Origin of the sequence: Sulfitobacter sp. DSM 110093 (genome assembly GCF_022788715.1) — a bacterium.
In the GTDB taxonomy this organism is placed as follows: domain Bacteria; phylum Pseudomonadota; class Alphaproteobacteria; order Rhodobacterales; family Rhodobacteraceae; genus Sulfitobacter.
On the sequence record NZ_CP085167.1, the window covers coordinates 3,335,716 to 3,360,498 of the forward strand.

Below are 24,783 nucleotides of genomic sequence, written 5' to 3' on the forward strand. Positions count from 1 at the left end.
GCGCCTTGTCCCGCGCCCTGCTCTAACTCAAACCGAGGCAGGCCGCGAAGGGGCGCATTATGGCAGAGATCACGCGGCGCAAGCGCATCTGGGGATGGTACTTTTTCGACTGGGCCAGCCAGCCTTATAACACCCTGTTGCTTACCTTCATCTTTGGCCCTTATTTCGCCCAGACCGCTACCAATGCGCTGGTCGAAGGCGGGATGGACCTCAGCGCCGCCAAAGCGCAGGCGCAGGCTTATTGGGGTTATGGATTGGCGCTTGCGGGCATTGCGATTGCGATTTTGGCCCCGGTGTTGGGGGCTGTCGCGGATTCCTCCGGGCGGCGGATGCCTTGGATCTGGCTTTTCTCGGCCATGTATGTGGTGGGCGCAGGCGCGCTGTGGTGGACTGCCCCGGCAGATTTCTCAATGCTTTGGGCGCTGTTTTTCTTTGGCATTGGCCTGATTGGGATGGAGTTTGCCACGATCTTTACCAATGCCTATCTGCCCGAACTGCACCACGACGCGGATGAGCGGGGGCGCATTTCGGGCGATGGCTGGGCCTTTGGATATGCAGGTGGGGTACTGGCGCTGATTGCGATGATTGCCCTGTTTCAAAGCGGCGCGAATGGCCGCACCATGGCAGGGCTTACGCCGCTGTTCGGATTGGACCCATCGACAAAGGCTGACACACGCATCGTCGGCCCGATGGCGGCGATCTGGTATGCTGTTTTTATGATCCCCTTCTTTCTTTACATACGCGACACACCGAAACCCGGTGCTGTGCGCTATCGTGTGGGCGCGGGTCTGTCGGATTTGCTGCGCACTCTGCGCGGCCTGCCAAAGCATCCCTCATTGCTGGCCTATCTCGGCTCCTCCATGTTCTACCGCGATGCGCTGAACGGGATGTACACCTTCGGCGGGGTCTATGCGCTTGGCGTGCTGGAGTGGTCCATCCAAGAGATCGGCATCTTTGGCATCCTTGCTGCTATCTCGGGCGCTGTGTTTTGCGTGCTGGGCGGGCGGATCGACCGGCGCATCGGGCCGATGCCGGTGATCGTGGCCTGCTGCATCATTCTTATCGCAACGGCCTGTCTCATCATCTCTTTGGGGCCAAATTCGGTTATGGGCGTTTCTTTGCCAGAGGGGTCTGCCCTGCCCGATATCCTGTTCTACGTTGCTGGTGCATCCATCGGCGCGGCGGGCGGTGCACTACAGGCATCATCGCGTAACATGCTGACACGGCAGGGAAACCCTGAGCGGATGACCGAAGCCTTCGGCCTTTATGCGCTGTCGGGCAAAGCGACATCTTTCCTCGCGCCTGCGCTGATCGGGCTGACAAGTGACATCACCGGCAGCCAAAGGTTGGGCATTACCCCTGTTGTTGGGCTTTTCATCATCGGATTGATCCTGTTAGCGTGGGTCAAACCCAAGGGAGATTTCGCCACATGACGCTGCTTCGCACCCTGACCTCCGTGGCACTGGCCTTTGCGCTCGCCTCCTGCGGGGGCGACCGGACCGAAACCGATATCAGCGGCGAAAAAGTCGCCCTGCCGACCATCGGGTCATCGGGCGGCGCGCTGAGCAACGTGGAGGCAAAGCGCCTGTTCGGGGCCAAGAATTTCGCCTCTGCTCAATCGCCCGCCGCCTATGGCAGCTACTCCAAAGGCTGCCTTGCCGGGGCCGAACAACTGGCGGAAACCGGGCCGACATGGCAGGCCATGCGCCTATCGCGCAACCGCAACTGGGCACATCCTGAGATGATCGATATGGTCAAAAAGCTCAGCCGCAAAGCCGCACAACAACCGGGTTGGGAGGGCGTCTATGTCGGCGATATGAGCCAACCGCGCGGGGGGCCGATGTTGACCGGCCACGCTAGCCACCAAATGGGGTTGGATGCTGATATCTGGATGCTGCCGCCAAAGTCGCTGAACCTCAGCCGTGCACAACGTGAGAATATCTCGTCGATTTCCATGCGTCGCTCCAGCGGGGCCTATGTAAATTCGTCGTGGACGCCTGCGCATCACGAAGTCATCAAGGCCGCAGCCCAAGACCCCCGCACCGCCCGCATCTTTGTTTTCCCCGGTGCCAAGGTGCAGATGTGCGCAGATGAAAAGGGCGACCGCAGCTATCTGCGCAAAATCCGTCCTTGGTATGGGCACCACTACCATTTCCACATCCGCATCGTCTGCCCCAAAGGTGCGCGCGGCTGTGTGGATCAAACCCCGCCGCCACCCGGTGACGGTTGTGCCGATGCACGCCAATGGCAGGCCAATATCATTAACCCGCCAAAGCCGGATCCGAACACGCCCAAGACAACGCCCAAACCCAAGCGCGAGCTGCTGCTTGCGGACCTGCCTGCGCAATGCAACGCCGTCTTGAACGCAAACTGATCCGCGCCTTCCTACCGCTTTGTTTGCTAATGTCCTGCGCGGCCCCCGCCGCGCAGACACAGCCGGTGGTGCAGGTGGACAGCGTGCTAACATGGGCGCATCCGGCCCCGTGGTTCGGCGGCTTTTCGGGTGTCGAAGTCAATGCCGATGGCACGCAACTAACGGCGGTGTCTGACCGTGGGCGGGTCGTGCAGGCCCGCATGGTCCGCGAAGAGGGTCGCTTGGTCGCTGTTGAACTTGAGGCACACGCGCCCCTCAAAGGGCCAAAGGGCAACGCCTTGCGTGATAAAATGCGTGATGCTGAAGCGCTGGCGCAGGATGACACTGGGCAGCTTTATGTGGCATTCGAACACAGCCATCACGTGGCCCGGCTAGACCCTGAAAGCGGGGTGACCATGCCGTTGCCCAAACACAAAGATTTCGCTGGGTTTGAGCCGAACGCGGGGATGGAGACGCTGGCCGCCCACCCTGACGGGCGGCTCTTTACCATGCCCGAACGCTCCGGAGCCGAAGACCGCCCCTTTCCGCTTTATGCCTTTGACGGCAGGGCATGGTCAGTGGTGGGAGAGATCCCGCGCCGGGGCCCTTTCCTGCCTGTGGATGCGGACTTTGCCGAGGGTGGCACGCTATACCTTTTGGAGCGCACGGTGACGCCGCTGGGGTTCCGCAGCCGCATTCGCAGTTTCGACCTCACCGCACCAAACCTTGGCGAAACCACTTTGCTGACGTCTGGCCCCGGTCGATATGACAACCTTGAAGCGCTCAGCACTTGGCAAGACGCGGCAGGACAAACCCGCCTTATCCTGCTGTCGGACGATAATTTCTTCCCGGTGCAGCGCAATGAGGTCGTTGAGCTGATCCTTGCCAAATCGGGTTCCGAAGACTAAAGACCATTCCGTCTGCGATCCCCGCAGGCCAAGTCGCCGCACCCTTGCACAAAACGGTTCACATATGACACGCACCTATCTCCCCGGCATTCTTGCCATGGCCGCCATCGTCGTGGCCTCGAATATCCTTGTTCAGTTCCTGTTTGGCCAATGGCTAACGTGGGGCGCTTTCACCTATCCGCTCGCTTTCCTTGTCACCGATGTGATGAACCGCCTCTACGGCGCCTCCGCCGCGCGCCGGGTCGTGTTGGTGGGTTTCGTCGTCGGCCTCATCTGCTCGCTGATCGGCACCCAGATCATGGGCGAATTTGGTCCGCTGGTAACGGTTCGCATCGCCGTCGCTTCGGGCACCGCATTCCTCGTGGCGCAACTGCTTGACGTAACGATCTTCAACCGCTTCCGCGATGGCGCGTGGTGGCGCGCGCCTTTGGTCAGCACGCTGATCAGCAGCGCGATCGATACGGCGCTGTTCTTCTCCATCGCGTTCTCGGCCAGCCTGTCGTTCATTCACCCCGCGACCGATGTCGCTTGGGCGACCGAGGCTTTGCCGCTGTTGGGCGCAGGCCCCGTTGCGCCGCTTTGGGTCTCGCTCGCCGTGGCGGATTGGTCGGTGAAACTGGCCATCGCACTGGTTGCGCTGATCCCCTTCCGGCTGCTGACCGCACGGCTGACCGCCCGCGCTTGATACCGGCGCAGGGGGGCCCGCCCCCTTGCCGCCGCACCGTCCAAAAAAACGCTTTGCGAATTTCAAAACCTGTGCAACGCTCAGGGTGAGTTCAACAAATGTAAAGGAGGTGATCCAGTGTCAAGAAAGGTATTGGAGCGAGGTGTCGGAACAGCCAGCGGGGTTTCTTGCTAGGGCAGCCCCTGGCAGTGCAACCACCTGGTGGACATCGGTCTAACCGATCCCCCTCCTGAAACCATTCGATTGGGCCGTTCCGCAAGGGGCGGCCCATTTCGCATTCCCCCTTCACCCTCACGGCGCAGACTGGCATGTTACCGGGCAAGGAGAGCCCATGCTGCACATCAACGATGACATCGCCATTCACGACTGGGAGCTGACCGAAAGCTTCATGCGCGCCTCCGGTCCCGGCGGGCAGAATGTGAACAAGGTCTCTTCGGCGGTGGAATTGCGGTTCGAGGCCGCCACCTCGCCATCGCTGCCGCAGCCGGTCAAGAACCGCCTGCGCCGTCTGGCCGGGCGCCGCTGGACCACCGAAGGCGCGCTGGTGTTGCAATGTGACGAAACCCGCAGTCAGGCCCGCAATCGCGAATTGGTGCGCGAGCGGCTGGCCGAGCTGATCCGCACCGCCCTGACCCCGCCCAAACGCCGCATCGCGACCCGCCCGACGCTGGGGTCAAAGAAACGCCGTCTTAAGGCGAAGAAGGTGCGTGGCGAGGTTAAGGCAATGCGCGGCAAGGTTGACCCGAATACCTGAGCCTTAACTCCGCCGCAGCAGATAGATGTCCATGATCCAGCCATGCGCCGCCCGCGCCGCCGCGCGTGTTGCGATAATGTCTTCGGTGACGTCAGCCAACGGGCCATGGCGGATGATCTCTTCGGCCATGCCGACATAGGCCCCCCACCAGATCTCCACACCCGCTGGGTCCAGCGTCTGAAAAGCGCAATCCCCATCCAGCATGATGACCAGCGTATCGACCCCCTCCGGCCAGCCGTGATCGCGCAGCTGCCGCCCGGTGGTCACCATAAAAGGCGCACCGATCTCATTCAGCGGGATCGCATGAGACGCGGTCAGCCCTTGCAAGGAGGTGATTCCGGGGATCACGGTCATACGCGGTGCGGGATCCAGCCGCGCGGCGATGCGCAGGGTGCTGTCATAAAGCGACGGATCGCCCCAGACCAGCAGCGCCACCCGCCGCGCCGTTGGATGCTGCGCCATTGCCGCGCGCCAGGCATCCGCGATCGCGTCATGCCACTGGTCGACGCGCGCGCGATATTCCTCAATCGCGGGGTCGCGCACGGGCAAATCAAAGCCGACGATCTGCACCGCCTCATTGGTCAGCACCTCGTCGCAAATGCTGCGCCGCAGCGCCGCCAGATCATCCTTGCCTGCGCCCTTTTGCGGGATCAAGATCAGGTCTTGCGCGTTCATCGCCCGGATCGCTTGCAGCGTTAAATGCTCAGGGCTGCCGGTGCCGATGCCGATCAATGTCAGCTCAAGTTCACTCATCCCGGTATCCTCGCGATTGCCTTCAAACGCAGCCCACCCAACACCCGTGCATCAGGAAATTTCCCATCGGCGGAGGCGGCATAGAGCGTCACGAAGCGGCGCAGGTCATCCATGTCGGCTTCGGTGATCTCTCCGAACAGATAGGCCACCTTGCCCGGCGCGCGAAAGGCAACCGTCTGCGCCCGCGTGCAGCCTGACATACAGTCGATGCCCTCGACCTCCACGTCAGACAATCCGGCGCGGACAACGTGCAGAAAACCGCCATCGGCGGTGCAAGAGGTGCAAACGAAAGCCTTCACGCCTCGAACTCGGCCAGAGGCCCGTAAAAGATCAGCGCGGGCGTGGTGCTGCTGGCGCTCTCCAGATAGCTGGCCAGAGTTTCGATGGTGAACCGCTGCACCTTCTCCGCCGGGGTCGAAACCGCCTCGGCCAGCAGCGCGGGCGTGGTGCCAGGCAACCCGTGTTCGATCAATCGTGCGGCGAGGCCAGCAAAGGTGCGTTTGCCCATATAGACAACGGTGGTCGCCATCGGATCGGCCAAAGCGGCCATGTTCACGTCATGGGGCAATTCGCCCGTCACATCCGCGCCGGTAATGAACTGCACGCGCCGCGCTGTCATGCGGCGGGTCAGCGGAATGCCCGCGGTCGCAGCGGCGGCTGAGGCGGCGGTGACACCTGGTACGATCTCGAAAGGGATATCCGCCGCGCGCAGCGCAATGATTTCTTCCTCCAGCCGTCCGAACATGCCGCTATCCCCGGATTTCAACCGCACAACATTCAGCCCGGCCTGAGCATGATCGACCAAGACCCGGCTCACATGGTCTTGCTTGGGCGAGGCACGCCCGGCCCGTTTGCCGACGCCGATCAAGTCCGCATCGGGCCGCGCGTGCTCCAAGATCGGGCCTGCGCTGAGGTCGTCAAACAGCACCACATCCGCCGCCTGCAACCGCGCCACGGCCTTGACGGTCAGCAGTTCCGGATCACCGGGGCCGGAAGAAACGAAGGAAACAAAGCCCCCCATCACAGCGCCGCAATCATGTGAAAGAAGGTGCCCGTGGCACGTCCGCCGCCCGCGAACTCACGCACCGAACCGGTCTCGGGCACCTCAAGGTCATTGGCGTCGGTGATCCGGGCCAGCGGGGCGTCGGGCTCGGCAAGGATCGTGGCATAGTGGAACTCATGGCCCCGCAATTCGGCCCGCGCCGAATAACCGGGGATCGGCGCGTTGAGGTCGGCCTGACGGTAGCCCAGATGCATTTTGCGCTTGGCAAAGGATGTCTCCAGCCCCAAGAGGCCCACCATCTCGTGCCGCGTGCCTTCTTTGTCGATGATGCCTGCACCCATCGCCATATAGCCCCCGCATTCCCCGTGCACGGGGCGGGTTTCGGCAAAGTCGCGCAGCCCTTTGCGGAAGTGCGCAGCGGCGGCGAGTTTCCCTGCATGAAGCTCAGGATAGCCGCCGGGCAGCCAGCAGCAGTCGGCGCTGTCGTCGGGGGTTTCATCCGCCAGCGGGGAGAAGGGCAGAATCTCAGCCCCCGCCGCGCGCCATCCCGCCAGCAAATGCGGATAGACAAAGGCAAAGGCATTGTCCTGCGCCAGCGCGATGCGCTGTCCGGGCGGGGTGATCTTTGCGGGCGCGGGCGGGTTCTGCAAGGTGCCCCGCGCGGCGGCCCGAAGCGCGGGGATATCGACATGCGCGGCGACGAAGGCTGCGGCCTGCCCCAACAAATCTGGCAAGTTCTCCTGCTCTCCCGCCTGCACCAACCCGAGGTGGCGCTCGGGCATTTCGATCTCAACCCGACGCGGCAGGGCACCCAATACCTTGATGCCCACAGCCTCCATCCCCGCGCGGACCAATGTCTCGTGCCGGGGGGAGGCGACGCGGTTCAGCACCACGCCCGCCAGTTCCACATCGGGTCGCATTTCCCGAAAGCCAAGCGCCGTGGCCGCGACCGATTGCGCCGCCCCCGACACGTCGAGCACCAGCACCACCGGCCAGCCCATCAGCGCCGCGACATCCGCGCTCGCCCCATTGCCACAGGCACCCGGTTTGGCCACACCGTCAAACAGCCCCATCGACCCTTCGCCAAGGATCAACTCGGCCCCATCGGCATTGCCAACCAGCCCTTCGATCCGCGCGCGGTCCATCGACCAACTGTCGAGGTTGAAAGACGCCCGCCCCGACGCCGCCGTGTGAAAGGCCGGATCGATGTAATCCGGGCCGCTTTTGAACGGCTGCACCGCGACACCTTCGGCACGCAGCGCGGCCAGCAGGCCCAGCATTAGGGTCGTCTTTCCGGTGCCGGAGGCGGGGGCGGAAATCAGTAGGCCGGGGGGGATCATGAGGAGGTCTCCGGAAAGCGCGGTTCGGCCCCGACGGGGCGGAAGCGGCGGTCATAGTCGGCAGCGTAAAGGCGGCTTTCGCCGAAATCCTCAGCGCCAAGGGCATGGCCCACGAGGATCAGCGCGGTGCGGGCCATCTCTTCGCCCACTTCGGTGCGCAAAGTCGAAAGCGTCGCTTTGACGATGCGCTGATCGGGCCAGCTTGCGCGCCAGACCACGGCGACAGGGCAGTCAGCACCGTAATGCGGGGTCAGGTCTTCGACGACTTTATCCAGAACATGGACCGACAGATGGATGGCCAGCGTCGCCCCGGTGCGCGCGAAATTGGCGAGTGTCTCCTCTTCGGGCATCGCGGTGGCGCGGCCCGAGGTGCGGGTTAGGATCACCGATTGCGCCACGCCCGGCAGGGTCAATTCGGCGCCCAACTCAGCCGCTGCGGCGGCAAATGACGGCACCCCCGGCGTCACGTCATAAGCGATGCCCATCTCGCGCAGACGGCGCAGCTGTTCACCCATCGCCGACCAGACCGACAGATCGCCAGAATGCAGCCGCGCCACGTCATGCCCTGCGGCATCGGCGGCGGCGATTTCTTCCATGATGTCGTCCAGCGACAGCCGCGCGGTGTTGACGATCCGCGCGCCTTCGGGGCAATGGCTCAGCAGCGCTTCGGGCACCAGCGATCCGGCATAGAGGCAGACGGGACAGGCCGCGATCAGGTCGCGCCCGCGCAGGGTGATGAGATCCGCCGCCCCCGGGCCTGCTCCGATGAAATGTACAGTCACGGTGTTTTTCCTTTCGTCTCGGCAATCGCCGCTGTGGCCATGGCATCGCCTGAAACGACGCGCTCGGCAACCAATACGGCCCCCGGCCCGGCAGCGGCCAGTGCGGCGGCTTCCGAGAGTGACCCGGTGCCGAAACGGTCTTCGATCCGCGCTGATTGCGTGGGTGTGATCATGCGGGCCAAATCCTCGGTGGTGATACCCAGCCCCGGCACGCCCAATTCTTGGGCAAAGTCGCGAAACACGGTTGCGCGGGCCTTCGCCGCCTCGGTCACCAGCGCGTCAATCTTAAGGCCGTCGGGGTTTGCCCGTGCCAGCGCATCGCGCAATGACGCCACGCTTGCCGCGCCCCGAAATCCGATCCCGGCCATCCTCATAGTGTCACGCTCCATTGTACGACGGGCCGCAGCGGCTGCCAGCCACGCATCGTGCCCAGCGGTGCGGCCTGTGCCAGTTCGATCCGCAAAAGACTGCCGCCATGCGCCGCGTGAAGCTGCGCCAAAAGCGCTTCGGTTTCCAGCGTTACCCCATTGGCGACCAGCCGCGTGCCCGCTGGTAGCGCAGGCAGCAGGGCAGCGTAAAGCGCCGCGTTGCCGCCACCGCCGACGAAGACCACGTCAGGCAAGGGATGCCCCGCCCAGACATCAGGCGCGCGGCCATGGGCGACCTGCATACGCGCGGTCAGGCCGAAATCCACGATATTGCGGGTGATGTTCCCTACCCGCGTGGCGTGTTGTTCAAAGGCGATGGCGTGGCCGCCGGCGAGACAGAACTCGACCGAGACCGAACCACTCCCCGCACCGATGTCCCACAGCAAATCGCCGGGCCGGGGGGCGAGGGCCGACAGCGTCAGCGCCCGCACTGGTGCTTTGGTGATTTGCCCGTCGCTGGCAAAGCTGTCATCCGGCATGCCGGGCGCGCGCGGCAGGCCGATGCCTTCGGGCAGGTCCACCCCAACGGCCACGGGGGCTTGCACATCCGTCAGATCAAACCCATCCGCCTGTACCGCGCGCAGCCGCGCATCGGGGCCGCCCAGCCGTTCGGCCACATGCAACGTGGCCGCGCCAGCGCCATGTGCGCAGAGGAACTCTGCCAGCGCCGCAGGGGCAGCTCCATCACGCAGCAGACAGATCATCCGCCCTTTGGGACGCAACGTACCGCGCAATTGCGCCAGCGGTGCCGCGTGCAGACCGTGGCAGCTGACCTCCTCCAACCGCCAGCCAAGCGCATTGGCTACCAGCGAGAATGTTGAAGGCGCGGGCAGGCTGCGCCATTCGTCGGGGCCCAATGCGCCGACGATGCTGCCGCCCGCGCCAAACCAAAAGGGATCGCCTGAGACCAGCATCGCCACGCGCTTGCCCCGCTCGGCCAGCACTGGCTCAACCGAAAAAGGCACCGGCCAAGCCCGCCCGCGCGTGCCTGCGTCTGCCCGCTCTAGGTGACGTGGCCCGCCAAAGATTACCTCAGCCCCAGCCAGTGCCGCGCGGCTTGCCGGGGGCAAGGCATCCGCGCTATCGTCGGGCATTCCGATGATGCTGAGCCAAGGGTTACCCACTATGCGCGTCCTTCTTTTGGGTGGCACCACCGAAGCCAGCGCCCTGGCGCGCGCCTTGGTCAAGGCCGAGATCGACGCCGTGTTTTCCTATGCCGGACGCACCGACAGCCCGGTGGCCCAGCCCCTGCCCACCCGCGTCGGCGGGTTCGGCGGCGTGGCCGGGCTGGTGGCCTACCTCAAGGCCGAGGCGATCACGCATGTCGTCGACGCCACCCATCCCTTTGCTGCGGGCATGAGCAACAATGCCTTTGTCGCCTGCGCCCGACAAGACCTGCCGCTGGTGCGGTTCGAGCGCCCCCCGTGGGAGCCGCAGGTGGGCGACGATTGGACCTTCGTGCCTGACATCACCGATCTGCCCGCCGCCCTGCCCGACAGCCCGGCGCGGGTGTTTCTGGCCATCGGCAAGCAGCAACTGGCGCTCTTTGCCGCGAAACCGCAACACCGCTACCTGCTGCGCCTCGTCGATCCGCCGCAGGGTCCGCTGCCGCTGCCGCGGGCGACGGTGGTGCTGGCGCGGGGTCCGTTCGACGTGGCGGGCGATACCGCATTGATGCAGACCCATGCGATCACCCATGTGGTCGCCAAAAACGCCGGAGGCTCCGGCGCGCGGGCCAAGCTGGATGCCGCCCGCGCGCTTGGCCTGCCGGTGATCTTGGCCGACCGGCCCGACCTGCCGGGCGAGGTGGCTGCCAATGATGTGACCGAAGTGATGCATTGGCTACATCATACCGCGCTGCGCGGCGTATAGACATAGCGTCCGACCCGGCGCGTCGCGGAATTGCCGACGATTACGACAGTCCGCATATCCGCCATTTCAGGTGTGGCTTCGCCCAATGTGACGGTTTTGAACGCCTCTTCGGGCGTGGTCACGGCGCGGGCAAAGGTGATCAGCCGATCTGGCCCGCATTCGGCCCGCAGAATGTCCAGCGCTTCGGCGAATTGATGCGGCCGCGACTTGCTGCGTGGGTTGTAGAAGGCCATGGCGAAATCCGCCCGCGCGGCCATGCGCAGACGGTGCTCGACCATCGTCCAAGGCTTAAGATTATCACTAAGGTTGATCGCACAGAAATCATGACCCAAGGGGGCGCCAAGCCGCGCTGCCGCCGCCAGCATCGCTGTGATACCGGGCAGCACGCGAATGTCGACACTCTCAAACGCCGGGTCACGCTCCACCGCCTCGAACACCGCCGAGGCCATGGCAAAGACGCCCGGATCGCCCGAAGACACCACCACCACCCGCGCGCCTGCTTGCGCCAATTGCAGCGCATGGGTCGCGCGGTCCAACTCCACTCGGTTGTCGCTGGGGTGCAGCGTCAGCCCTTCGCGCGGGGCGACGCGGGCGACGTAGGGGATATAGCCGATGACATCGGTGGCCTGCGCCAACGCCTCGGTCACCTCGGGCGTTACCAATGTGTCGTCACCGGGGCCGAGGCCCGCAATATAGAGAATGCCGCTCATGTCTCCGCCTCCGGTCTGCGGCCTTGGCCATGGACCAAGACGATCGCGAAATAGGGGCAATCGTCGTCCGCCACGTCAGAGAGTTTCGCCACCCGCTGATCGGGCATCGTGCCACGCTCCACCAGCCATGCATCGTCCAGCTTGCCCGCCGCCGCCAGCGCGCGGCGCACGGTTGGCAGGTTGCGGCCCGTCTTCATCACCACCAGCGCATCGGCCCGTTTCATGTGGTCGGTCAACTCGGCCTCGGGCAACGTGCCCATGAGCACGGTCACCACATCATCGCCCCAAGTGAAAGGCGTATCCAGCGCGTTCCAGCAGCCCACCATACCGGGGATCGCGGGCAGCACCTCAACCTCGGCGCGGCCCTGAAGCCGGGTGTGCAGATGCATGAAGGAGCCGTAGAAGAAGGGATCACCCTCACAAAGCACGACCACTTCGTGATCCTGCGCCAGTGTTTCCAAACGGTCGGCCCATTCCTCGTAAAAGGTGACCATCTGGGCGCGGTATTCGGGCGAATCGAACCGCAATTCCGTGGTCACGGGATATTCCATCGCATATTCCACCACGTCGTCGCGCAACATGCCCTCGACGATCCGGCGCGCCTGCCCCGCGCGGCCTTTCTTGCGGAAATACGCCAAATGCCGCGCGCCGCGAATGGCACGGTCGGATTTCACGCTCATCAGTTCCGGATCGCCGGGGCCGAGGCCCGCGCAGATAACCTTGCCCATCTTCATTCCACCCTGCTTGCCAGCGCGTTCACCGCCGCCACGGTGATCGCCGAGCCGCCCAAACGCCCCTGAACGATCATCGAGGGCACTGGCAGATCCTGCATCAGCGCCTCTTTTGACTCCGCCGCACCGATAAAGCCTACCGGGCAGCCGATGATCGCCGCCGGGCGCTGACCCGGATCGACGCCTTCGAGCATGTTAAGCAGGTGAAACAGCGCCGTCGGCGCGTTGCCGATGGCCACCACTGCGCCTTGCAGATGCGGCCGCCAAAGCTCAAGCGCGGCAGCGGAGCGGGTGTTGCCCATCTTTGCCGCCAAATCCGGCACCGACGGGTCGCGCAGGGTGCAGATCACTTCATTCTCGCGTGGCAGGCGTTTGCGGGTGATGCCTTCGCTGACCATATAGGCATCGCACAGGATCGGCGCGCCGTCTTCCAGCGCCGCCCGCGCGGCCACGGCCATGCCTTCGGAAAAGCGGATGTGTTCCTCCAGCCCGACCATACCTGCGGCGTGGATCATGCGCACGGCGACGATCTCTTCTTCGGGGGTGAAGTGCGCCAGCGCCGCCTCCGCGCGGATGGTGGCAAAGGACTGGCGGTAAATCTCGGCACCGTCGGTGATATAGCTATGGGGCATCGGCGGACTTTCTAAGGTGAGAGGCGATGGCGGCGGGAGTTAGCCCGCGCAGATCAGGGGCCGCATCGGCGTGGCCGTTGCGGATAAGGTCATATTGGTCCGGCACGGTGGCGGTCAGGGTGATGTCTGTGGCGCGCGGTGCAGCACAGCCCTTGGCGCAGCCTGATACATGCAGGCGTTGGCCTTGCGGCACCGAAGCGGCAAGGTCGCGCGCCAGTTCGCGCGTTTCGCCGCGCGCCTGCGCGCAGCCGGGTGCGCCGATACAGGCGACAACGCGCAGGAGTGGATCGGCGGCGTCGGTGATGAGGCTGGGCAGGTCAGGCAGAGCAGTCGCGCCTTCGATCAGCACCATCCGCCACGGGGTCAAGCGCAGCGGGCCAAGGTTGGCAAGGGCAGTGAGCGTTTCAGCGTCCATCTGACCGAAAGCACAGGCAACCAGCGCGCCCGCTGGATAGTGGCCTAGCGTCGGAGTACTCAGGCCGCTTTGCCGGGGATGGTCGAAACCAGAAGGGACGGTCGCCCCCGCCGCCAAGGCGCGCGCGGCGCGGCTGGCACCCTGGGCGCGAACCCATGTGGCCAACGCGATGGCCTCAGTCACGGCGGTCTCCAGAGAGATGGGCTTGCCCATTTCCGCGCCCTCGGCGCAGAGCAAAAGCTGCCCCTCCGCCGCCCGCTCAAAACGAATATCGGCGGGGTCACCCTGCAACACCGGCTGTTGCCCTGTATCGACCGCATAGCCGAATTTGCTCGATACATCGGGCAGCGCATGGACCTGCGCAGCGGCGATCAACTGCTGGGTTAGGAAATTCGTATCATCGCCCGCTTGCCAGAAGGGCGTCACCATGAGGTTACGCCGTCGCTCGGTGTGCTCGTCAGCGTCAATCAGCGCCAGCGCGCGAAGCGCGTCGATCAGCCCCTCATGCCGCGCGGGATCAATCCCGCGCAGTTGCAGATTCCCCCGGTTCGACAGGTCGAGCATCCCGTTGCCATAGCGCTGCGACAGCTCTGCGACGCCGCGCGCTTGGACTACGGTTAACCGCCCCTGCGGCACGCGGAGGCGGACCACCAGCCCATCGCCCGACAGCATTGGCCGCAGCGCGCCGGGGCACCAGCCCTTGATGACGGGGGCTATGCTCACTCCACCCCGTCCAACGTGGCCGAGATCGAATTGCGGCGCGTCACCCAAAGGCCAGCGTCCCGAAGCGCCGCGAAACGGTCGCGCATGGCCTGCAGCGCGGCAGGGTTCTCGGCCTCCATGAAGGCCACAAGATCGTCGCGGCCCAGCGTGGCGTCGAAATAGAGATCAAAGAGATGCGCAGGCACTTCGCGCGTCAAATGCGCAAAGGCGGCGAGGTTGTCTAGCGTCGCCGCCACCTCTGCCGCGCCGCGAAAACCGTGGCGCATCATGCCGCTGGCCCAGCCGGGATTGGCGGCACGAGCGCGCACGACGCGGGCGATTTCTTCGGGCATGGACCGCGCGCGAGGACTGCCAGCGCGGGTGTGATCGAGGTGGTACATCGCGGGTTTCTGCGCCCCCAGATGCGCCATCGCGGCGGCAAAACCACCTTCGTGGCTGGCATAGTCCGACGCCAACAGGATATCGCTTTCGGCCAAGTCCTGCACATGGGCAAAACCATCGGCGCGGTGCAACTGCGCCTCCAGCGCGGCGCGGTCCTGATGCGCTTCGCCTTGGGCGTTGATTGCCCATTCGGAGCCGCTGAGCCACGCCTCCCCCGCTGCCGCGCGGCCCGCGTCGGAATAGTCTTGCAAGGCCGCTTCCATGTTCACGCCGTAGAGGCCGGGCTTGGGGCCAAAGACCCGCGGCGTGCGGGTGAGGTAGGGGTTCATGTCGGGCGCTTCTTCGCGTTCGGCCAATACTGCGGCGCCTGCCTCGAAGATCTGCCCGAGCCCCGGAAACACATCCCGGAACAGGCCCGAGATGCGCAGTGTCACATCGATGCGCGGCCGGTCCAACAGGGTCAGCGGCAGTACCTCAAAGCCCGAGACCCGCTCGCTGCCGTCGTCCCATTTCGGCGCGAGCCCCGCGAGATGCATAGCCATCGCGACCTCTTCGCCCGCCGTGCGCATGGTGGCCGATCCCCAAAGGTCAATCACCAACCCCCGCGGCCAATCGCCGTTGTCTTGTAGGTGCCGACGCAGCAGTTCCTCGGCCAGTTTCACGCCCTGCGCATGGGCGGCCCGGCTGGGCACGCCGCGCGGATCGACGGCATAGAGGTTGCGCCCCGTGGGCAGCACATCCGACCGCCCGCGATAGGGCGAACCCGACGGGCCAGCAGTAACGCGCCGCCCCGAAAGCGCTGTTAGCAGCCCATCCCATTCGCCTTCGCCCGCGCCAAAGATGTGCAGCCCATCGCCGTATTGGCTTTCCTTGATGTCGCAGACGAAGGCGTCGATCCGGGTCAGCGCCTCGGCCGAGGAACTGGCGGCGTCGAGGCCGAGGTCATCTTCGACCCCCGCCGCCTGCGCCTCGGCGCGGATCGTGTCGACCAGCCGGTCGCGGCGCGCAGGGTCAAGCCCATCGGCGGTGGAATATTCGTCCAGCAACCGTTCCAGCCGCAACAGCCCGTCGGGCGTTTCACTGCCTTTCAGCGGCGGGGGCAGATGGCCCAAGGTCACCGCCCCGATGCGCCGCTTGGCCTGTGCCGCTTCACCGGGATCGTTGACGATAAACGGATAGATCACCGGCAGATCGCCGGTCAGCGCCTCGGGCCAGCAATCGTTTGACAGGGCCACGGCCTTGCCCGGCAGCCATTCTAGCGTGCCATGCGCGCCGATATGCACCAGCGCGTGATTCCCCTGCGCGCGCAGCCAAAGGTAGAAGGCCACATAGGAATGGCGCGGCGTGCGGGCGAGGTCGTGATAGCTGTCTTCGCGGTCTTGCAGATCGCCGCGTTCGGGTTGTAGCGCGACCAGCGCGTTGCCGCATGTTTGCGCGGCGAAGTGAAAGGCGCCATCTTGAACCAGCGGATCATCCTCAACCGTGCCCCATGCATCGCTGAGGTCATCGCGTAGCGCCTGTGGCAGGGTGGCCAAGGCGGCATGGTAGTCGATAAGCGGCCACGAAATGCGCTGTTCGGTAAGGCTCCGGCCAAAGCCGATTTGCGGCGTCACGCTATAGCCCTCGCCCGCCAGCCGCATCAGCATGTCTTCGACGCTGGACAGCGCATCAAGGCCGACCGCATGGGCCAGTTGATCGTCCCGCCCCGGATAGGTCGAGAGCACCAGCGCCAGTTTGCACCGGTCCGCCGGGGTTTGGGCCAGACGATGCCAGCCCAGCACACGCGCCACCACGGCGGCGATGCGGGCATCCTCGGCGCGGTGGGCAAAGCGGGAATACTGCAGATCGGGGTCGCGTTTTTCCGGGCTTTTGAAACTCACGACGCCGGTGAAAATGCGGCCATCCACTTCGGGCAGGACCACATGCATCGCCAGATCGGCGGGCGAGAGGCCGCGCTCGCTTTCGTCCCAATCGCGCCGCCGCGCGGTTGAGAGCGCCACTTGAAACACCGGGCATCCCGGCGCGTCGAGCGGGGAGGTGCCGTCATCGCCGCGCCCCGAGAAGGCGGTGGCGTTGACGATGGAAACGGGGTTCATCGCGGCGAGCGCGTCACCCAAAAAGCTCCGCGCGGGATCGGATTTCAGCGAGGGGACAAACAGCCCGATGGCATTCAGCCCCGCGGCTCGCAAGGCGCGGATCAGTGCATCGACAGGCGCGGTATCGGCGGCCAGAAGGTAGCTGCGGTAGAAGGTGACAGCGACGGCATCCCCCGCCGCGTCGGCGAAAGGCACCACACCCTGATCGGGGTCGTAATAGCCGCAATCGGGCACCGTTTTGGCGCCCATGACCGGCCCGGCGTAAAAGCCCGCCGCCAGTGCCATCTGCGCCAGCGCGGCCTGCGCCGCCACCGGGCCGCCCGCGTCACAGAGATGCGCAAGACGCCGCAGGGTAGAAACCGGCAAAGTCGAATGGGCGTCGAGCCCCGGATCCTCGCGCCCATCGGCGGGCAGCACGGCCAGCGCGATGTCATTCCGGCGGGCGAAATCTTGGACCTGCATGATGCCGTAAGGCCAGTAGTTCTCGCCTCCGATAAGGCGGATCAGAATGCCCTTGGTCCCGGTCAGCGTCTGTTCGATGTAGTTGTCGACCGACGCAGGGTGGCGCAACGCCACAAGGTTGCACAGCCGCAGCGAGGGCAGCTTGCCCTCCTTGCCGCCGCCGCGGTGCCAGCCTGCCGCGAAAGCGCCGAGGTCACTGTCGGAAAACGACAGCACCACCAGATCGGCGGGCGTTTGACCCGGATCATATGGGGTGTCGGTATCCTCCAACCCGTGGCTTTCGCGAAAGACGACATGCATGCGCGGTTAGGCTCCCAATGTCTCGCGGATTTTGGCGAGGTCGATGTCGTCATGTTCAGCGATGACCACCAGATGCCCGGCGCGCGTGTCGCTGCCCCAAGGGCGGTCGAACTGCTGGCGCACCCGCGCGCCCACGGCCTGAACCAACAGGCGCATCGGTTTACCCTCGACCGCGACATAGCCCTTCACGCGCAGGATGTTCTGTTCGCGTGCGAGACGTTCGATTGAGGCGACAAGCGCCTCTACATCCGCCACTTCCGGCATCGGGATCACCACGGTTTCGAAATCGTCATGCTCGTGATCGTCGTGGCCGTCATGATGCGAGGGGCGCGCGGCGAGGTCGTCTTCGGCGGCGGCGTTGAGGCCCAGCACGACCTTGGGGTCAATGACGCCCTCGGTCATCTCAAGGATCGGAATCTCGCGCGGGCTTTCGTCTTCGATTACCTTGCGCGCTTTGGCGAGGCCATCGGGACCGGCCAGATCGGCCTTGGACATCAAGATGATATCGGCGCAGGAAATCTGATCTTCGAACACCTCAGACAGCGGGGTTTCGTGGTCGAGACTGTCATCGGCCAGACGCTGCGCATCCACGGCGGCGACATCGGCGGCGAAGGTGCCCGCCGCCACGGCCTCGGCATCGGCCAGCGCGATCACGCCATCGACGGTGATTTTGGACCGGATCGCGGGCCAGTCAAAGGCTTTGAGCAGCGGCTTCGGCAGGGCCAGCCCGGAGGTTTCGATCAGGATGTGATCGGGGCGGGTCGGCAGGGCCATCAGCGCCTCAATGGTTGGGATAAAGTCGTCCGCCACGGTGCAGCAGATGCAACCATTGGCCAGCTCGACGATGTTCTCAGCCGGGCAATCGTCGATGGCGCAGGACTTCAGGATGTCGCCATCCACGCCCACGGTGCCGAATTCATTGACCAGCACGGCAAGGCGACGCCCGCCTGCATTGGTCATCAGGTGGCGGATCAACGTGGTCTTGCCCGCGCCGAGAAAACCGGTGATGACGGTAACGGGAATTTTGGCGAGATCGCTCATGAGGAAGGCTCCTGCGGCAGGGTCAAAGGGGGGATACGCGCAAGGCTTTGCTTGCGAAAGATCACCGGACGTTCGCGCCATGGCACCAGCCCGTCTTCGGTGGCGGCATAGGCGGCGGCTCCGGCAAGGATGTCGGCGGCGTCTTCCTTGGTCAGGCGGCCATAAACATAGGACCATTTGCCCGGCGCAGACAGCGCCACGGCGGCGCCCTGCGAACAGGCCGAAAGACATTGCACCGGCACGATGGTCACGCCCTCAGGCGCGCCTGTGGCATCAAGGGCGGCATGAAGCTGCGCGCCGGGGCGCGAGGCGTCTTCCTCCAGCACCTCGCCTGCGCGGCAGGTCATGCAGACATGTAGGGTTGCGCTCATTAATCTTGTCCCATTGGGTTATGCGTGCCGGGTATGCGCTCTGGCGCGCCATGAAAAGGGGAAGCGGGGCGATTATTCAACTGTCAGCACCTCGCGGGCTGTAATCGGCGCACCGTTCACCGCCAAGGGGCGATGGTCATTGGCGTTCAGCGTGACCTCAACCGTGACCTCGCCTTTGGGCAGAGCGGGCAGATGCAGCCATGGGCCATAAAGCCGCCCGATCTTGGTGCCGTTGACATAGACATGGGCGTGGCCCTCGCCCGGCTGGTTGTCGCCGCTGGCGTTTTGGGGAGCAAAGGCGAAGCCTTCGGTTGCGACATAGAGGTTATGGCCCGACATTGGGTCAGGCGTCACGCGGATCGCAAGGCTGGGGGCGTCTTCGGCGGCAAGCGCGATAGGTTGGCCGTGCATCCGCGCGTGGTCTGCGCTGCCGTGGTCCATCCCGCCATGGGCGGCAGGGTCGCCATGGTCATGGCCATCGAAGGTCACCCCGTTGCTTGCGGCGATGGCAAAACCAATGCCACCGCCAAAGACCAACCCGATGGCGAAAAGCGCCAGTGATCTGTCCATCTTGACCTCCCTCAGGCGCTGCGCGCGCCTTCGCGTTGCCAAAAGAACCCGGCGAAACTGCCCAGTAGCACCCATGCGACAAGGCCGATGCCAAGCGCGCGGGCGGCAAACAGCGCGCCGATCTCGGTGGGCACCGGGCCGCTAAAGCTGTCGGGTTCGGGTGCGCCGACGATATGCGGGGCCATCAGCAACACCGCCGCGCCGATCCATGCGGCCCAACCACTGCCGAAGGCCAGCAGCCAAAGCGCCACCAGTGCAGCGCCCGCCGTGGCGAACCACCAGATCTGCCGCGCGGTGATGTCTGCCGCGGCCACGCCGGGCACCTCGGGCGCAAGGCTGAACCCCGGCGCGAGGTGGAAAGCGACGAAACCCGCCATACCCCAAAGGATGCCCCAGCGGCCATCGATCACCGCGCCGCGCTCTTCGCCAAAGCTCATCGCGGCGAGCAGGATCAGCGCATAGGCGGTATAAGTCAGCATAGTGAAGATCAGGCTCAGCCCGTCGCGGACGGCATCGAAACCTGGCAGATCGGGGTGCGCGCTGACCGCATCGGCCCCGAAATGCACCAGCGCGCCAGTCTCATAAAGCTCGGCATGAAGCAGCACGGGCTGCACGAAATAGAGTTGCAGCAGGCCGGTCAGCAAACCGGCAGACGCCCCGGCAAACAGGGCGGAAGTCAGAAAACGTGAGAACATCGCAATGATCCTTGGATGCGAAATGAGACCCGGCGCCGCACCAATAGCGGGCCAAGCCATCAGCCAACCTCAAGATGCGCCAAAGCCTTGCCCACACAGCGAAGGGCGGGCGCGGGCAAAACGGCAAGAGGCGGGCATGAAAAGAAAACCAGAATCACAGACAGCCGGACTGCGGCATGGCAGCCCGGACCTCTGTGACACCGAACACGGGCGCTTAGTGGCAGGGAAAGCCTGTCGCGTGGCGCACATCATGGGCGGCATCATGCAGTGCTGCGGCCTGCACATGGCCGGTCAGCGCCATCAGAGCCACACCCAATACGGCGGCAAACAGCGCCGGTACGAGTTTGCTGCGCGTGGCACCGGCGGTCTTAATCAATGTCGTCATCTTCATTCTCCTTACCGTCACACCCGACGGCATCTAGCGTTTCATTCGCCTGGCAGGTCTCCTGGCTCGCGGGTCGTGACCTTTGCCCGCCTTCCCCGTCCGAATGGACAAGTGGCACGAGGGGCATTGGCTCACCGCTTACAGTCGCGGGGGCGGCTTCGGCTTCGGGGTCTTGCGACTCCTTACTGAATTCCCTTTTCGGTCCCACACCAACAGGTGCTTCTCGGGACACCAAGCGTCTTCAATTACGCATTTTCGACCCTTCCTGACAAGCCGCATTTATTGAGCACGACGAAACACAATCGCGCATACAGCATCTAGTAGACAAATATGGTCCAGACCCTAGTATGCGGGTTGACCCAAAAGCCACGCACGGGGCACATTGTCAGCCAGTTTCGAGCGAAGGGCGGCAATTCATGAACGAAAAGACGGTTTTGGCCGCTCGGCAGACCCTGACCGATGACGTTTTAGGCAAGGTCGTGCGCTACGCCCGCTTGCCGCTATGCATCACCGACCCGACCCTGCCGGACAATCCGATCGTCTATGTCAATGAGGCTTTCACCGATCTGACCGGCTATGGCTTGGAGGAGATCGTCGGGCAGAACTGCCGCTTTCTGCAAGGGCCGGATACCACGCGCGAAAGTATCGACGCGGTGCGCAACATCCTGTTGGGCCGCCGGGTCGATACGGTCGAGATTGTGAACTACCGCAAGGACGGCAGCCGCTTTTTGAACGCCCTGCAACTGGGTCCGATCACTGATGAAGACGGCAACCTGATCTATTTCTTCGGCTCACAACTCGATGTCTCCGAACGCCGCCGATTAGAAAGCGAGCACCGCAAACTGGCCGATGACGAGTTGCTGCACCGCCTGCGCAATATCGTGAATGTCATGACCGCCATGGTCCGTTTGACCGCCCGTGAAGAGCCGACCCCAGCAGCCTTTGCCAAAAAGGTGATCGATCGCCTTTCGGCTTTGGGCGCGGCGCATTTCGACACGATTGGCCGCAGCGACCAGCATGAGGTGGATTTCGAGACGTTGATGGGGCCGATCATTCGGGCCTATACCTCGGCCACCGAAGACCAGATCAACCTCTCGGGGGCGAACCCGCTGATTTCGCACCGCCTCGTCTCGCCCCTGACGCTGGCCCTGCATGAGCTGGCGACAAACGCGGTGAAACATGGCGCGCTCAGCACCGAGACGGGGCGGGTGTCGCTGGACATCGCGCTTCTTCAAGCGCCCGCTCGTCTGCGTTTCGTCTGGCAAGAAATCGGCGGGCCGGAGGTGACGAAATCCGACCGCGACAGCGGGTCGCGGATCATCCAATCACTGACCCGCGCGGTGGGCGGCACCTTGCAATACGATTGGCAGCCCGACGGATTGATCGCCACAGCGGAATTCCCGATGACCGACATGACGGGCGGCTGACCCTTAGACGATCACCTGCTGCGCGGCCTGCTCTCCTACCCCGAAAACCCGTTTGTAGCGCGCGATTTCATCCGCCGGGCCCATCGCCTTGTTCGGGTTGTCCGAGAGTTTGACCGTGGGCCGCCCGTTGGCGCTGACCGCTTTACAGACAAGGCTAAACGGCGCCAGCGCGTCATTCGGCACCAGCCCGCGGAAGTCATTGGTCAACAACGTGCCCCAGCCAAAGGAGACCTTGGCCTTGCCCGCAAACTGCGCGTGCAACTCCTTGATCTTGTCGACATCGAGCCCATCGCTAAAGATCACACGCTTGCTCGTCGGATCCTCCCCCCGCGCGCGCCACCAGTCGATGGCCGTCTGCGCCGCCGTGGCCGGATCACCGCTGTCGACGCGGATGCCGGTCCAGCCTGCCAGCCAATCCGGCGCGTGATCAAGGAAACCCTTGGTGCCGTAAGTGTCGGGTAGGATGATCCGCAGATTGCCTTCGTGTTCATCGTGCCAATCCGACAGCACGTCGTAAGGCGCGCGGGCAAGCTCGGCGTCATCATCGGCCAAAGCAGCATAGACCATCGGCAACTCATGCGCGTTCGTACCGATCGCCTCTAGCTCACGCATCATGGCAATGCGGCAGTTAGAGGTGCCGGTGAACGCATTTCCCAGCCCCTCATGCATCGCCTGCACGCACCAATCCTGCCACAGGTACGAATGCCGCCGCCGGGTGCCAAAGTCCGCGATCGACAGGTTATCTACCTCGCGCAGCGCCTCGATTTTCTCCCAGACGCGGGTCATCGCGCGGGCATAAAGCACCTGAAGCTCGAACTTGCCCATCGGGTCCAGCGCCGCGCGGCTGCGCAGTTCCATCAGCACCGCCAGCGCGGGGATCTCCCACAGCATGACCTCATGCCATTTACCCTCAAAGGTCAGCTCATATTGATCGCCTTTGCGCTCCAGATGGTAGGGCGGCAGGCGCATGCCTTCGAACCATTCCATGAAATCCGGGCGGAACATCTGGCGCTTGCCGTAGAAGGTATTGCCGCGCAGCCATGTGCTCTCCCCCCGGCTGAGGCTGAGCGAGCGGATGTGATCCAACTGCTCGCGCAGTTCGCCTTCGTCGATCAGATTGGCCAGCGGGATGTGGGTAGAGCGGTTGATCAGGCTAAAGGTGACCTGCGTGTCCGGCTTGTTACGAAACACCGATTGGCACATCAGCAGCTTATAGAAATCCGTGTCGATCAGCGACCGCACGATGGGGTCGATCTTCCACTTGTGGTTATAGACGCGGGTGGCGATATCGACCATGGGAGGTTCCTTATTGCGTGCCCCTTCATGCCAAGGGGGCGGGCAGATGAGCAAGCGGAAAGCGGCGGATCAGGCCAGTGTGACCCCGGCGGCGCGCATCCCTTCGCGGGCTTTGGCAAGCGATCCGTCCAGATCAATCGCACGGCACAGGTCTTCGCGGACATCCACCTTGAACCCCAGCTTTGCCGCATCCACAGCCGAGAAGTTCACGCAGAAGTCCAGTGCCAGCCCGACCATGGTCAGCCGTTCAATCCCGCGGGTGCGTAGGTAGCCTTCGAGGCCAGTAGGCGTGCGGTGATCATTCTCGAAGAAAGCAGAATAGCTGTCGATGTCGGGGTTATAGCCTTTGCGGATAATCAGATCGGCCCGATCGGTTTGTAGTTCGGGATGAAACTGCGCGCCGATGCTGCCTTGGATGCAGTGATCGGGCCAGAGCACCTGCGGGCCATAGGGCATGGTGACGATCTCGTAAGGCGCATTGCCGTCATGCGAAGAGGCGAATGACGAATGCCCCGCCGGGTGCCAATCCTGCGTTAGGACCACGGCGTCGAACTCAGGCATCAGCGCATTGACGCTGCGCAGAATTTCATCGCCTTGCGGCACTTCCAGCGCGCCGCCGGGGCAGAAATCATTTTGGACATCGATCACGATCAGGGCATGGGTCATGGGCATTCTCCTTAACGAAAGGGGTAGGGCTGCGGATGGGGTAGGTCAATGGCACGCCCCGGATTGAGCTTTGCGCACGAAGCGCTTATTTGACGCTCATGTATACCATTGCCGCTCTATATCACTTCACCCGTTTTGAGGATCCCGCAGCGCTGAAGCCTGCGCTGCTGACGCTTTGCGAGGCGCAATCGGTCATGGGCACGCTGCTTTTGGCCCCTGAAGGGGTGAACGGCACCATCGCCGGGCCGCGCGCCGGGATCGACGCGGTGATCGCCCATCTGCGCGCCCTGCCCGGCTGCGCGGATCTGGAGTGGAAAGAAGCCACCAGCGACAAGCCGCCCTTTGGCAAGATGAAGGTGCGGATCAAACGCGAGATCGTCACCATGGGCCAGCCCGATGTCGATCCACGCGCCAAGGTGGGGCATTACGTCGACCCCAAAGAGTGGAACGAGTTGATCCGCTCCCCCGATGTGGCGGTGATCGACACGCGCAACAATTACGAAGTGGCCATCGGCACCTTTGAAGGCGCGGTCGACCCGCAGACCGAAAGTTTCGGCGAATTCCCCGAGTGGTGGGAGGCCAACAAAGACCGCTTCCATAACAAGAAGATCGCGATGTTCTGCACCGGCGGCATCCGTTGCGAGAAATCGACCAATTACCTGATTGGTCAGGGCGTTGAGGATGTCTTTCACCTCAAAGGCGGGATCCTAAAATACCTCGAAGAGGTGCCTGAACAGGAAAGCACGTGGGAAGGAGATTGTTTTGTCTTCGACAACCGCGTCAGCGTCGGCCACGGGTTGCGCGAAGGGCCGCATATGCTCTGCCACGGCTGCCGCCGTCCGATCCTGCCTGAAGACACGAGACATGCCGCTTATGAGGCTGGTGTATCCTGCCATCAGTGTGTGGACGAGACTTCTGATGCCGACAAAGAGCGGTTTCGCGAACGGCAGCGGCAAATCATGCTGGCGAAGGAACGTGCCGCGCGGGAGCAGGGCTAAACGCTG

27 protein-coding genes and 1 riboswitch are annotated in these 24,783 nt (G+C 64.0%); of the genes, 8 read left to right on the plus strand and 19 right to left on the minus strand.

What is annotated here, in order from left to right; genetic code table 11:
• The first annotated feature begins 59 nt into the window (after window positions 1-59).
• The 5 genes from DSM110093_RS16295 (at window position 60) to arfB (ending at window position 4,700) form a co-directional block, all read left to right on the plus strand.
• A complete protein-coding gene (locus tag DSM110093_RS16295; RefSeq protein ID WP_243266049.1) occupies window positions 60-1,433 on the plus strand; it encodes an MFS transporter in 1,374 nt (457 codons plus the stop codon).
• The gene (gene mepA / locus DSM110093_RS16300; RefSeq protein ID WP_243266050.1) at window positions 1,430-2,374 is read left to right on the plus strand and encodes a penicillin-insensitive murein endopeptidase; all 945 of its coding nucleotides are present in this window, start codon (window positions 1,430-1,432) and stop codon (window positions 2,372-2,374) included. The genes DSM110093_RS16295 and mepA overlap by 4 nt, the downstream gene beginning before the upstream one ends.
• Window positions 2,347-3,261: an esterase-like activity of phytase family protein gene (locus tag DSM110093_RS16305; protein ID WP_243266051.1), complete on the plus strand. Its 915-nt coding sequence runs from the start codon at window positions 2,347-2,349 to the stop codon at window positions 3,259-3,261. The genes mepA and DSM110093_RS16305 overlap by 28 nt, the downstream gene beginning before the upstream one ends.
• A 64-nt stretch (window positions 3,262-3,325) precedes the next feature.
• Complete coding sequence (locus DSM110093_RS16310) at window positions 3,326-3,946, plus strand: queuosine precursor transporter (RefSeq protein WP_243266052.1); 621 nt, start codon at window positions 3,326-3,328, stop codon at window positions 3,944-3,946.
• Window positions 3,947-4,277: 331 nt separating this feature from the next.
• Window positions 4,278-4,700 carry an alternative ribosome rescue aminoacyl-tRNA hydrolase ArfB gene (gene arfB / locus DSM110093_RS16315; RefSeq protein WP_067939814.1) on the plus strand — a complete coding sequence of 141 codons (423 nt, stop codon included), beginning with the start codon at window positions 4,278-4,280 and terminating at the stop codon, window positions 4,698-4,700.
• 3 nt (window positions 4,701-4,703) lie between these two features.
• Here the strand turns inward: arfB and cobF are convergent, their stop codons facing one another.
• Genes cobF through DSM110093_RS16350 form a run of 7 tightly spaced genes read right to left on the minus strand, consistent with a single transcriptional unit; the run spans window position 4,704 to window position 10,130 of the window.
• Window positions 4,704-5,453, minus strand: coding sequence for a precorrin-6A synthase (deacetylating) (cobF, locus tag DSM110093_RS16320; RefSeq protein ID WP_243266053.1), 750 nt, complete (start codon window positions 5,451-5,453; stop codon window positions 4,704-4,706).
• On the minus strand, window positions 5,450-5,752 hold the full coding sequence (locus DSM110093_RS16325; protein ID WP_243266054.1) for a DUF1636 domain-containing protein: 303 nt from the start codon (window positions 5,750-5,752) through the stop codon (window positions 5,450-5,452). Before DSM110093_RS16325 ends, cobF begins: the two co-directional genes overlap by 4 nt.
• Window positions 5,749-6,474: a uroporphyrinogen-III C-methyltransferase gene (gene cobA, locus DSM110093_RS16330; RefSeq protein WP_243266055.1), complete on the minus strand. Its 726-nt coding sequence runs from the start codon at window positions 6,472-6,474 to the stop codon at window positions 5,749-5,751. The genes DSM110093_RS16325 and cobA overlap by 4 nt, the downstream gene beginning before the upstream one ends.
• Window positions 6,474-7,796: a cobyrinate a,c-diamide synthase gene (locus tag DSM110093_RS16335; protein WP_243266056.1), complete on the minus strand. Its 1,323-nt coding sequence runs from the start codon at window positions 7,794-7,796 to the stop codon at window positions 6,474-6,476. Before DSM110093_RS16335 ends, cobA begins: the two co-directional genes overlap by 1 nt.
• A complete protein-coding gene (gene cobM, locus DSM110093_RS16340) occupies window positions 7,793-8,578 on the minus strand; it encodes a precorrin-4 C(11)-methyltransferase (RefSeq protein WP_243266057.1) in 786 nt (261 codons plus the stop codon). The genes DSM110093_RS16335 and cobM overlap by 4 nt, the downstream gene beginning before the upstream one ends.
• On the minus strand, window positions 8,575-8,952 hold the full coding sequence (locus tag DSM110093_RS16345) for a cobalamin biosynthesis protein (RefSeq protein WP_007118245.1): 378 nt from the start codon (window positions 8,950-8,952) through the stop codon (window positions 8,575-8,577). Before DSM110093_RS16345 ends, cobM begins: the two co-directional genes overlap by 4 nt.
• Complete coding sequence (locus DSM110093_RS16350) at window positions 8,949-10,130, minus strand: bifunctional cobalt-precorrin-7 (C(5))-methyltransferase CbiE/decarboxylating cobalt-precorrin-6B (C(15))-methyltransferase CbiT (RefSeq protein WP_243266058.1); 1,182 nt, start codon at window positions 10,128-10,130, stop codon at window positions 8,949-8,951. Before DSM110093_RS16350 ends, DSM110093_RS16345 begins: the two co-directional genes overlap by 4 nt.
• 1 nt (window position 10,131) lies before the next feature.
• Between DSM110093_RS16350 and DSM110093_RS16355 the strand changes: the two genes are divergently transcribed.
• Complete coding sequence (locus DSM110093_RS16355; protein WP_243266059.1) at window positions 10,132-10,878, plus strand: cobalt-precorrin-6A reductase; 747 nt, start codon at window positions 10,132-10,134, stop codon at window positions 10,876-10,878.
• Here the strand turns inward: DSM110093_RS16355 and cobJ are convergent.
• From cobJ to DSM110093_RS16405, 10 genes are all read right to left on the minus strand, one after another.
• Window positions 10,854-11,588, minus strand: coding sequence for a precorrin-3B C(17)-methyltransferase (gene cobJ, locus DSM110093_RS16360; protein ID WP_243266060.1), 735 nt, complete (start codon window positions 11,586-11,588; stop codon window positions 10,854-10,856). The genes DSM110093_RS16355 and cobJ overlap by 25 nt on opposite strands.
• A complete protein-coding gene (cobI, locus tag DSM110093_RS16365; protein WP_243267737.1) occupies window positions 11,585-12,316 on the minus strand; it encodes a precorrin-2 C(20)-methyltransferase in 732 nt (243 codons plus the stop codon). The genes cobJ and cobI overlap by 4 nt, the downstream gene beginning before the upstream one ends.
• A 2-nt stretch (window positions 12,317-12,318) precedes the next feature.
• The gene (locus DSM110093_RS16370) at window positions 12,319-12,951 is read right to left on the minus strand and encodes a precorrin-8X methylmutase (protein ID WP_243266061.1); all 633 of its coding nucleotides are present in this window, start codon (window positions 12,949-12,951) and stop codon (window positions 12,319-12,321) included.
• Window positions 12,941-14,089, minus strand: coding sequence for a precorrin-3B synthase (gene cobG / locus DSM110093_RS16375; RefSeq protein ID WP_243266062.1), 1,149 nt, complete (start codon window positions 14,087-14,089; stop codon window positions 12,941-12,943). Before cobG ends, DSM110093_RS16370 begins: the two co-directional genes overlap by 11 nt.
• Window positions 14,086-17,328, minus strand: coding sequence for a cobaltochelatase subunit CobN (gene cobN, locus DSM110093_RS16380; RefSeq protein ID WP_243266063.1), 3,243 nt, complete (start codon window positions 17,326-17,328; stop codon window positions 14,086-14,088). Before cobN ends, cobG begins: the two co-directional genes overlap by 4 nt.
• A 6-nt stretch (window positions 17,329-17,334) precedes the next feature.
• Window positions 17,335-18,369: a cobalamin biosynthesis protein CobW gene (cobW, locus tag DSM110093_RS16385; RefSeq protein WP_243266064.1), complete on the minus strand. Its 1,035-nt coding sequence runs from the start codon at window positions 18,367-18,369 to the stop codon at window positions 17,335-17,337.
• Complete coding sequence (locus tag DSM110093_RS16390; RefSeq protein ID WP_243266065.1) at window positions 18,366-18,740, minus strand: DUF1636 domain-containing protein; 375 nt, start codon at window positions 18,738-18,740, stop codon at window positions 18,366-18,368. The genes cobW and DSM110093_RS16390 overlap by 4 nt, the downstream gene beginning before the upstream one ends.
• Window positions 18,741-18,812: 72 nt before the next feature.
• Entirely contained in the window at window positions 18,813-19,310 is a 498-nt protein-coding gene (locus DSM110093_RS16395; protein WP_243266066.1) for a hypothetical protein, read from the minus strand.
• 11 nt (window positions 19,311-19,321) lie between these two features.
• On the minus strand, window positions 19,322-20,005 hold the full coding sequence (locus tag DSM110093_RS16400) for a CbtA family protein (RefSeq protein WP_243266067.1): 684 nt from the start codon (window positions 20,003-20,005) through the stop codon (window positions 19,322-19,324).
• Between the two features lie 214 nt (window positions 20,006-20,219).
• Window positions 20,220-20,390: a CbtB-domain containing protein gene (locus tag DSM110093_RS16405; RefSeq protein ID WP_243266068.1), complete on the minus strand. Its 171-nt coding sequence runs from the start codon at window positions 20,388-20,390 to the stop codon at window positions 20,220-20,222.
• Between the two features lie 33 nt (window positions 20,391-20,423).
• Window positions 20,424-20,641, minus strand: a riboswitch (cobalamin riboswitch).
• A 165-nt stretch (window positions 20,642-20,806) separates the two neighbouring features.
• Here DSM110093_RS16405 and DSM110093_RS16410 point away from each other — a divergent pair.
• Window positions 20,807-21,817 (plus strand): PAS domain-containing protein, encoded by a 1,011-nt coding sequence (locus DSM110093_RS16410; protein ID WP_243266069.1) that lies wholly within the window; start codon window positions 20,807-20,809, stop codon window positions 21,815-21,817.
• Window positions 21,818-21,820: 3 nt separating this feature from the next.
• Here the strand turns inward: DSM110093_RS16410 and pncB are convergent, their stop codons facing one another.
• Entirely contained in the window at window positions 21,821-23,113 is a 1,293-nt protein-coding gene (gene pncB, locus DSM110093_RS16415) for a nicotinate phosphoribosyltransferase (protein ID WP_067940905.1), read from the minus strand.
• A 69-nt stretch (window positions 23,114-23,182) separates the two neighbouring features.
• Entirely contained in the window at window positions 23,183-23,779 is a 597-nt protein-coding gene (pncA, locus tag DSM110093_RS16420; RefSeq protein ID WP_243266070.1) for a bifunctional nicotinamidase/pyrazinamidase, read from the minus strand.
• A gap of 98 nt (window positions 23,780-23,877) precedes the next feature.
• On the opposite strand from pncA, the gene DSM110093_RS16425 reads away from it, so the two are divergent.
• Entirely contained in the window at window positions 23,878-24,777 is a 900-nt protein-coding gene (locus tag DSM110093_RS16425; protein WP_243267738.1) for a rhodanese-related sulfurtransferase, read from the plus strand.
• Window positions 24,778-24,783 lie beyond the last annotated feature (6 nt).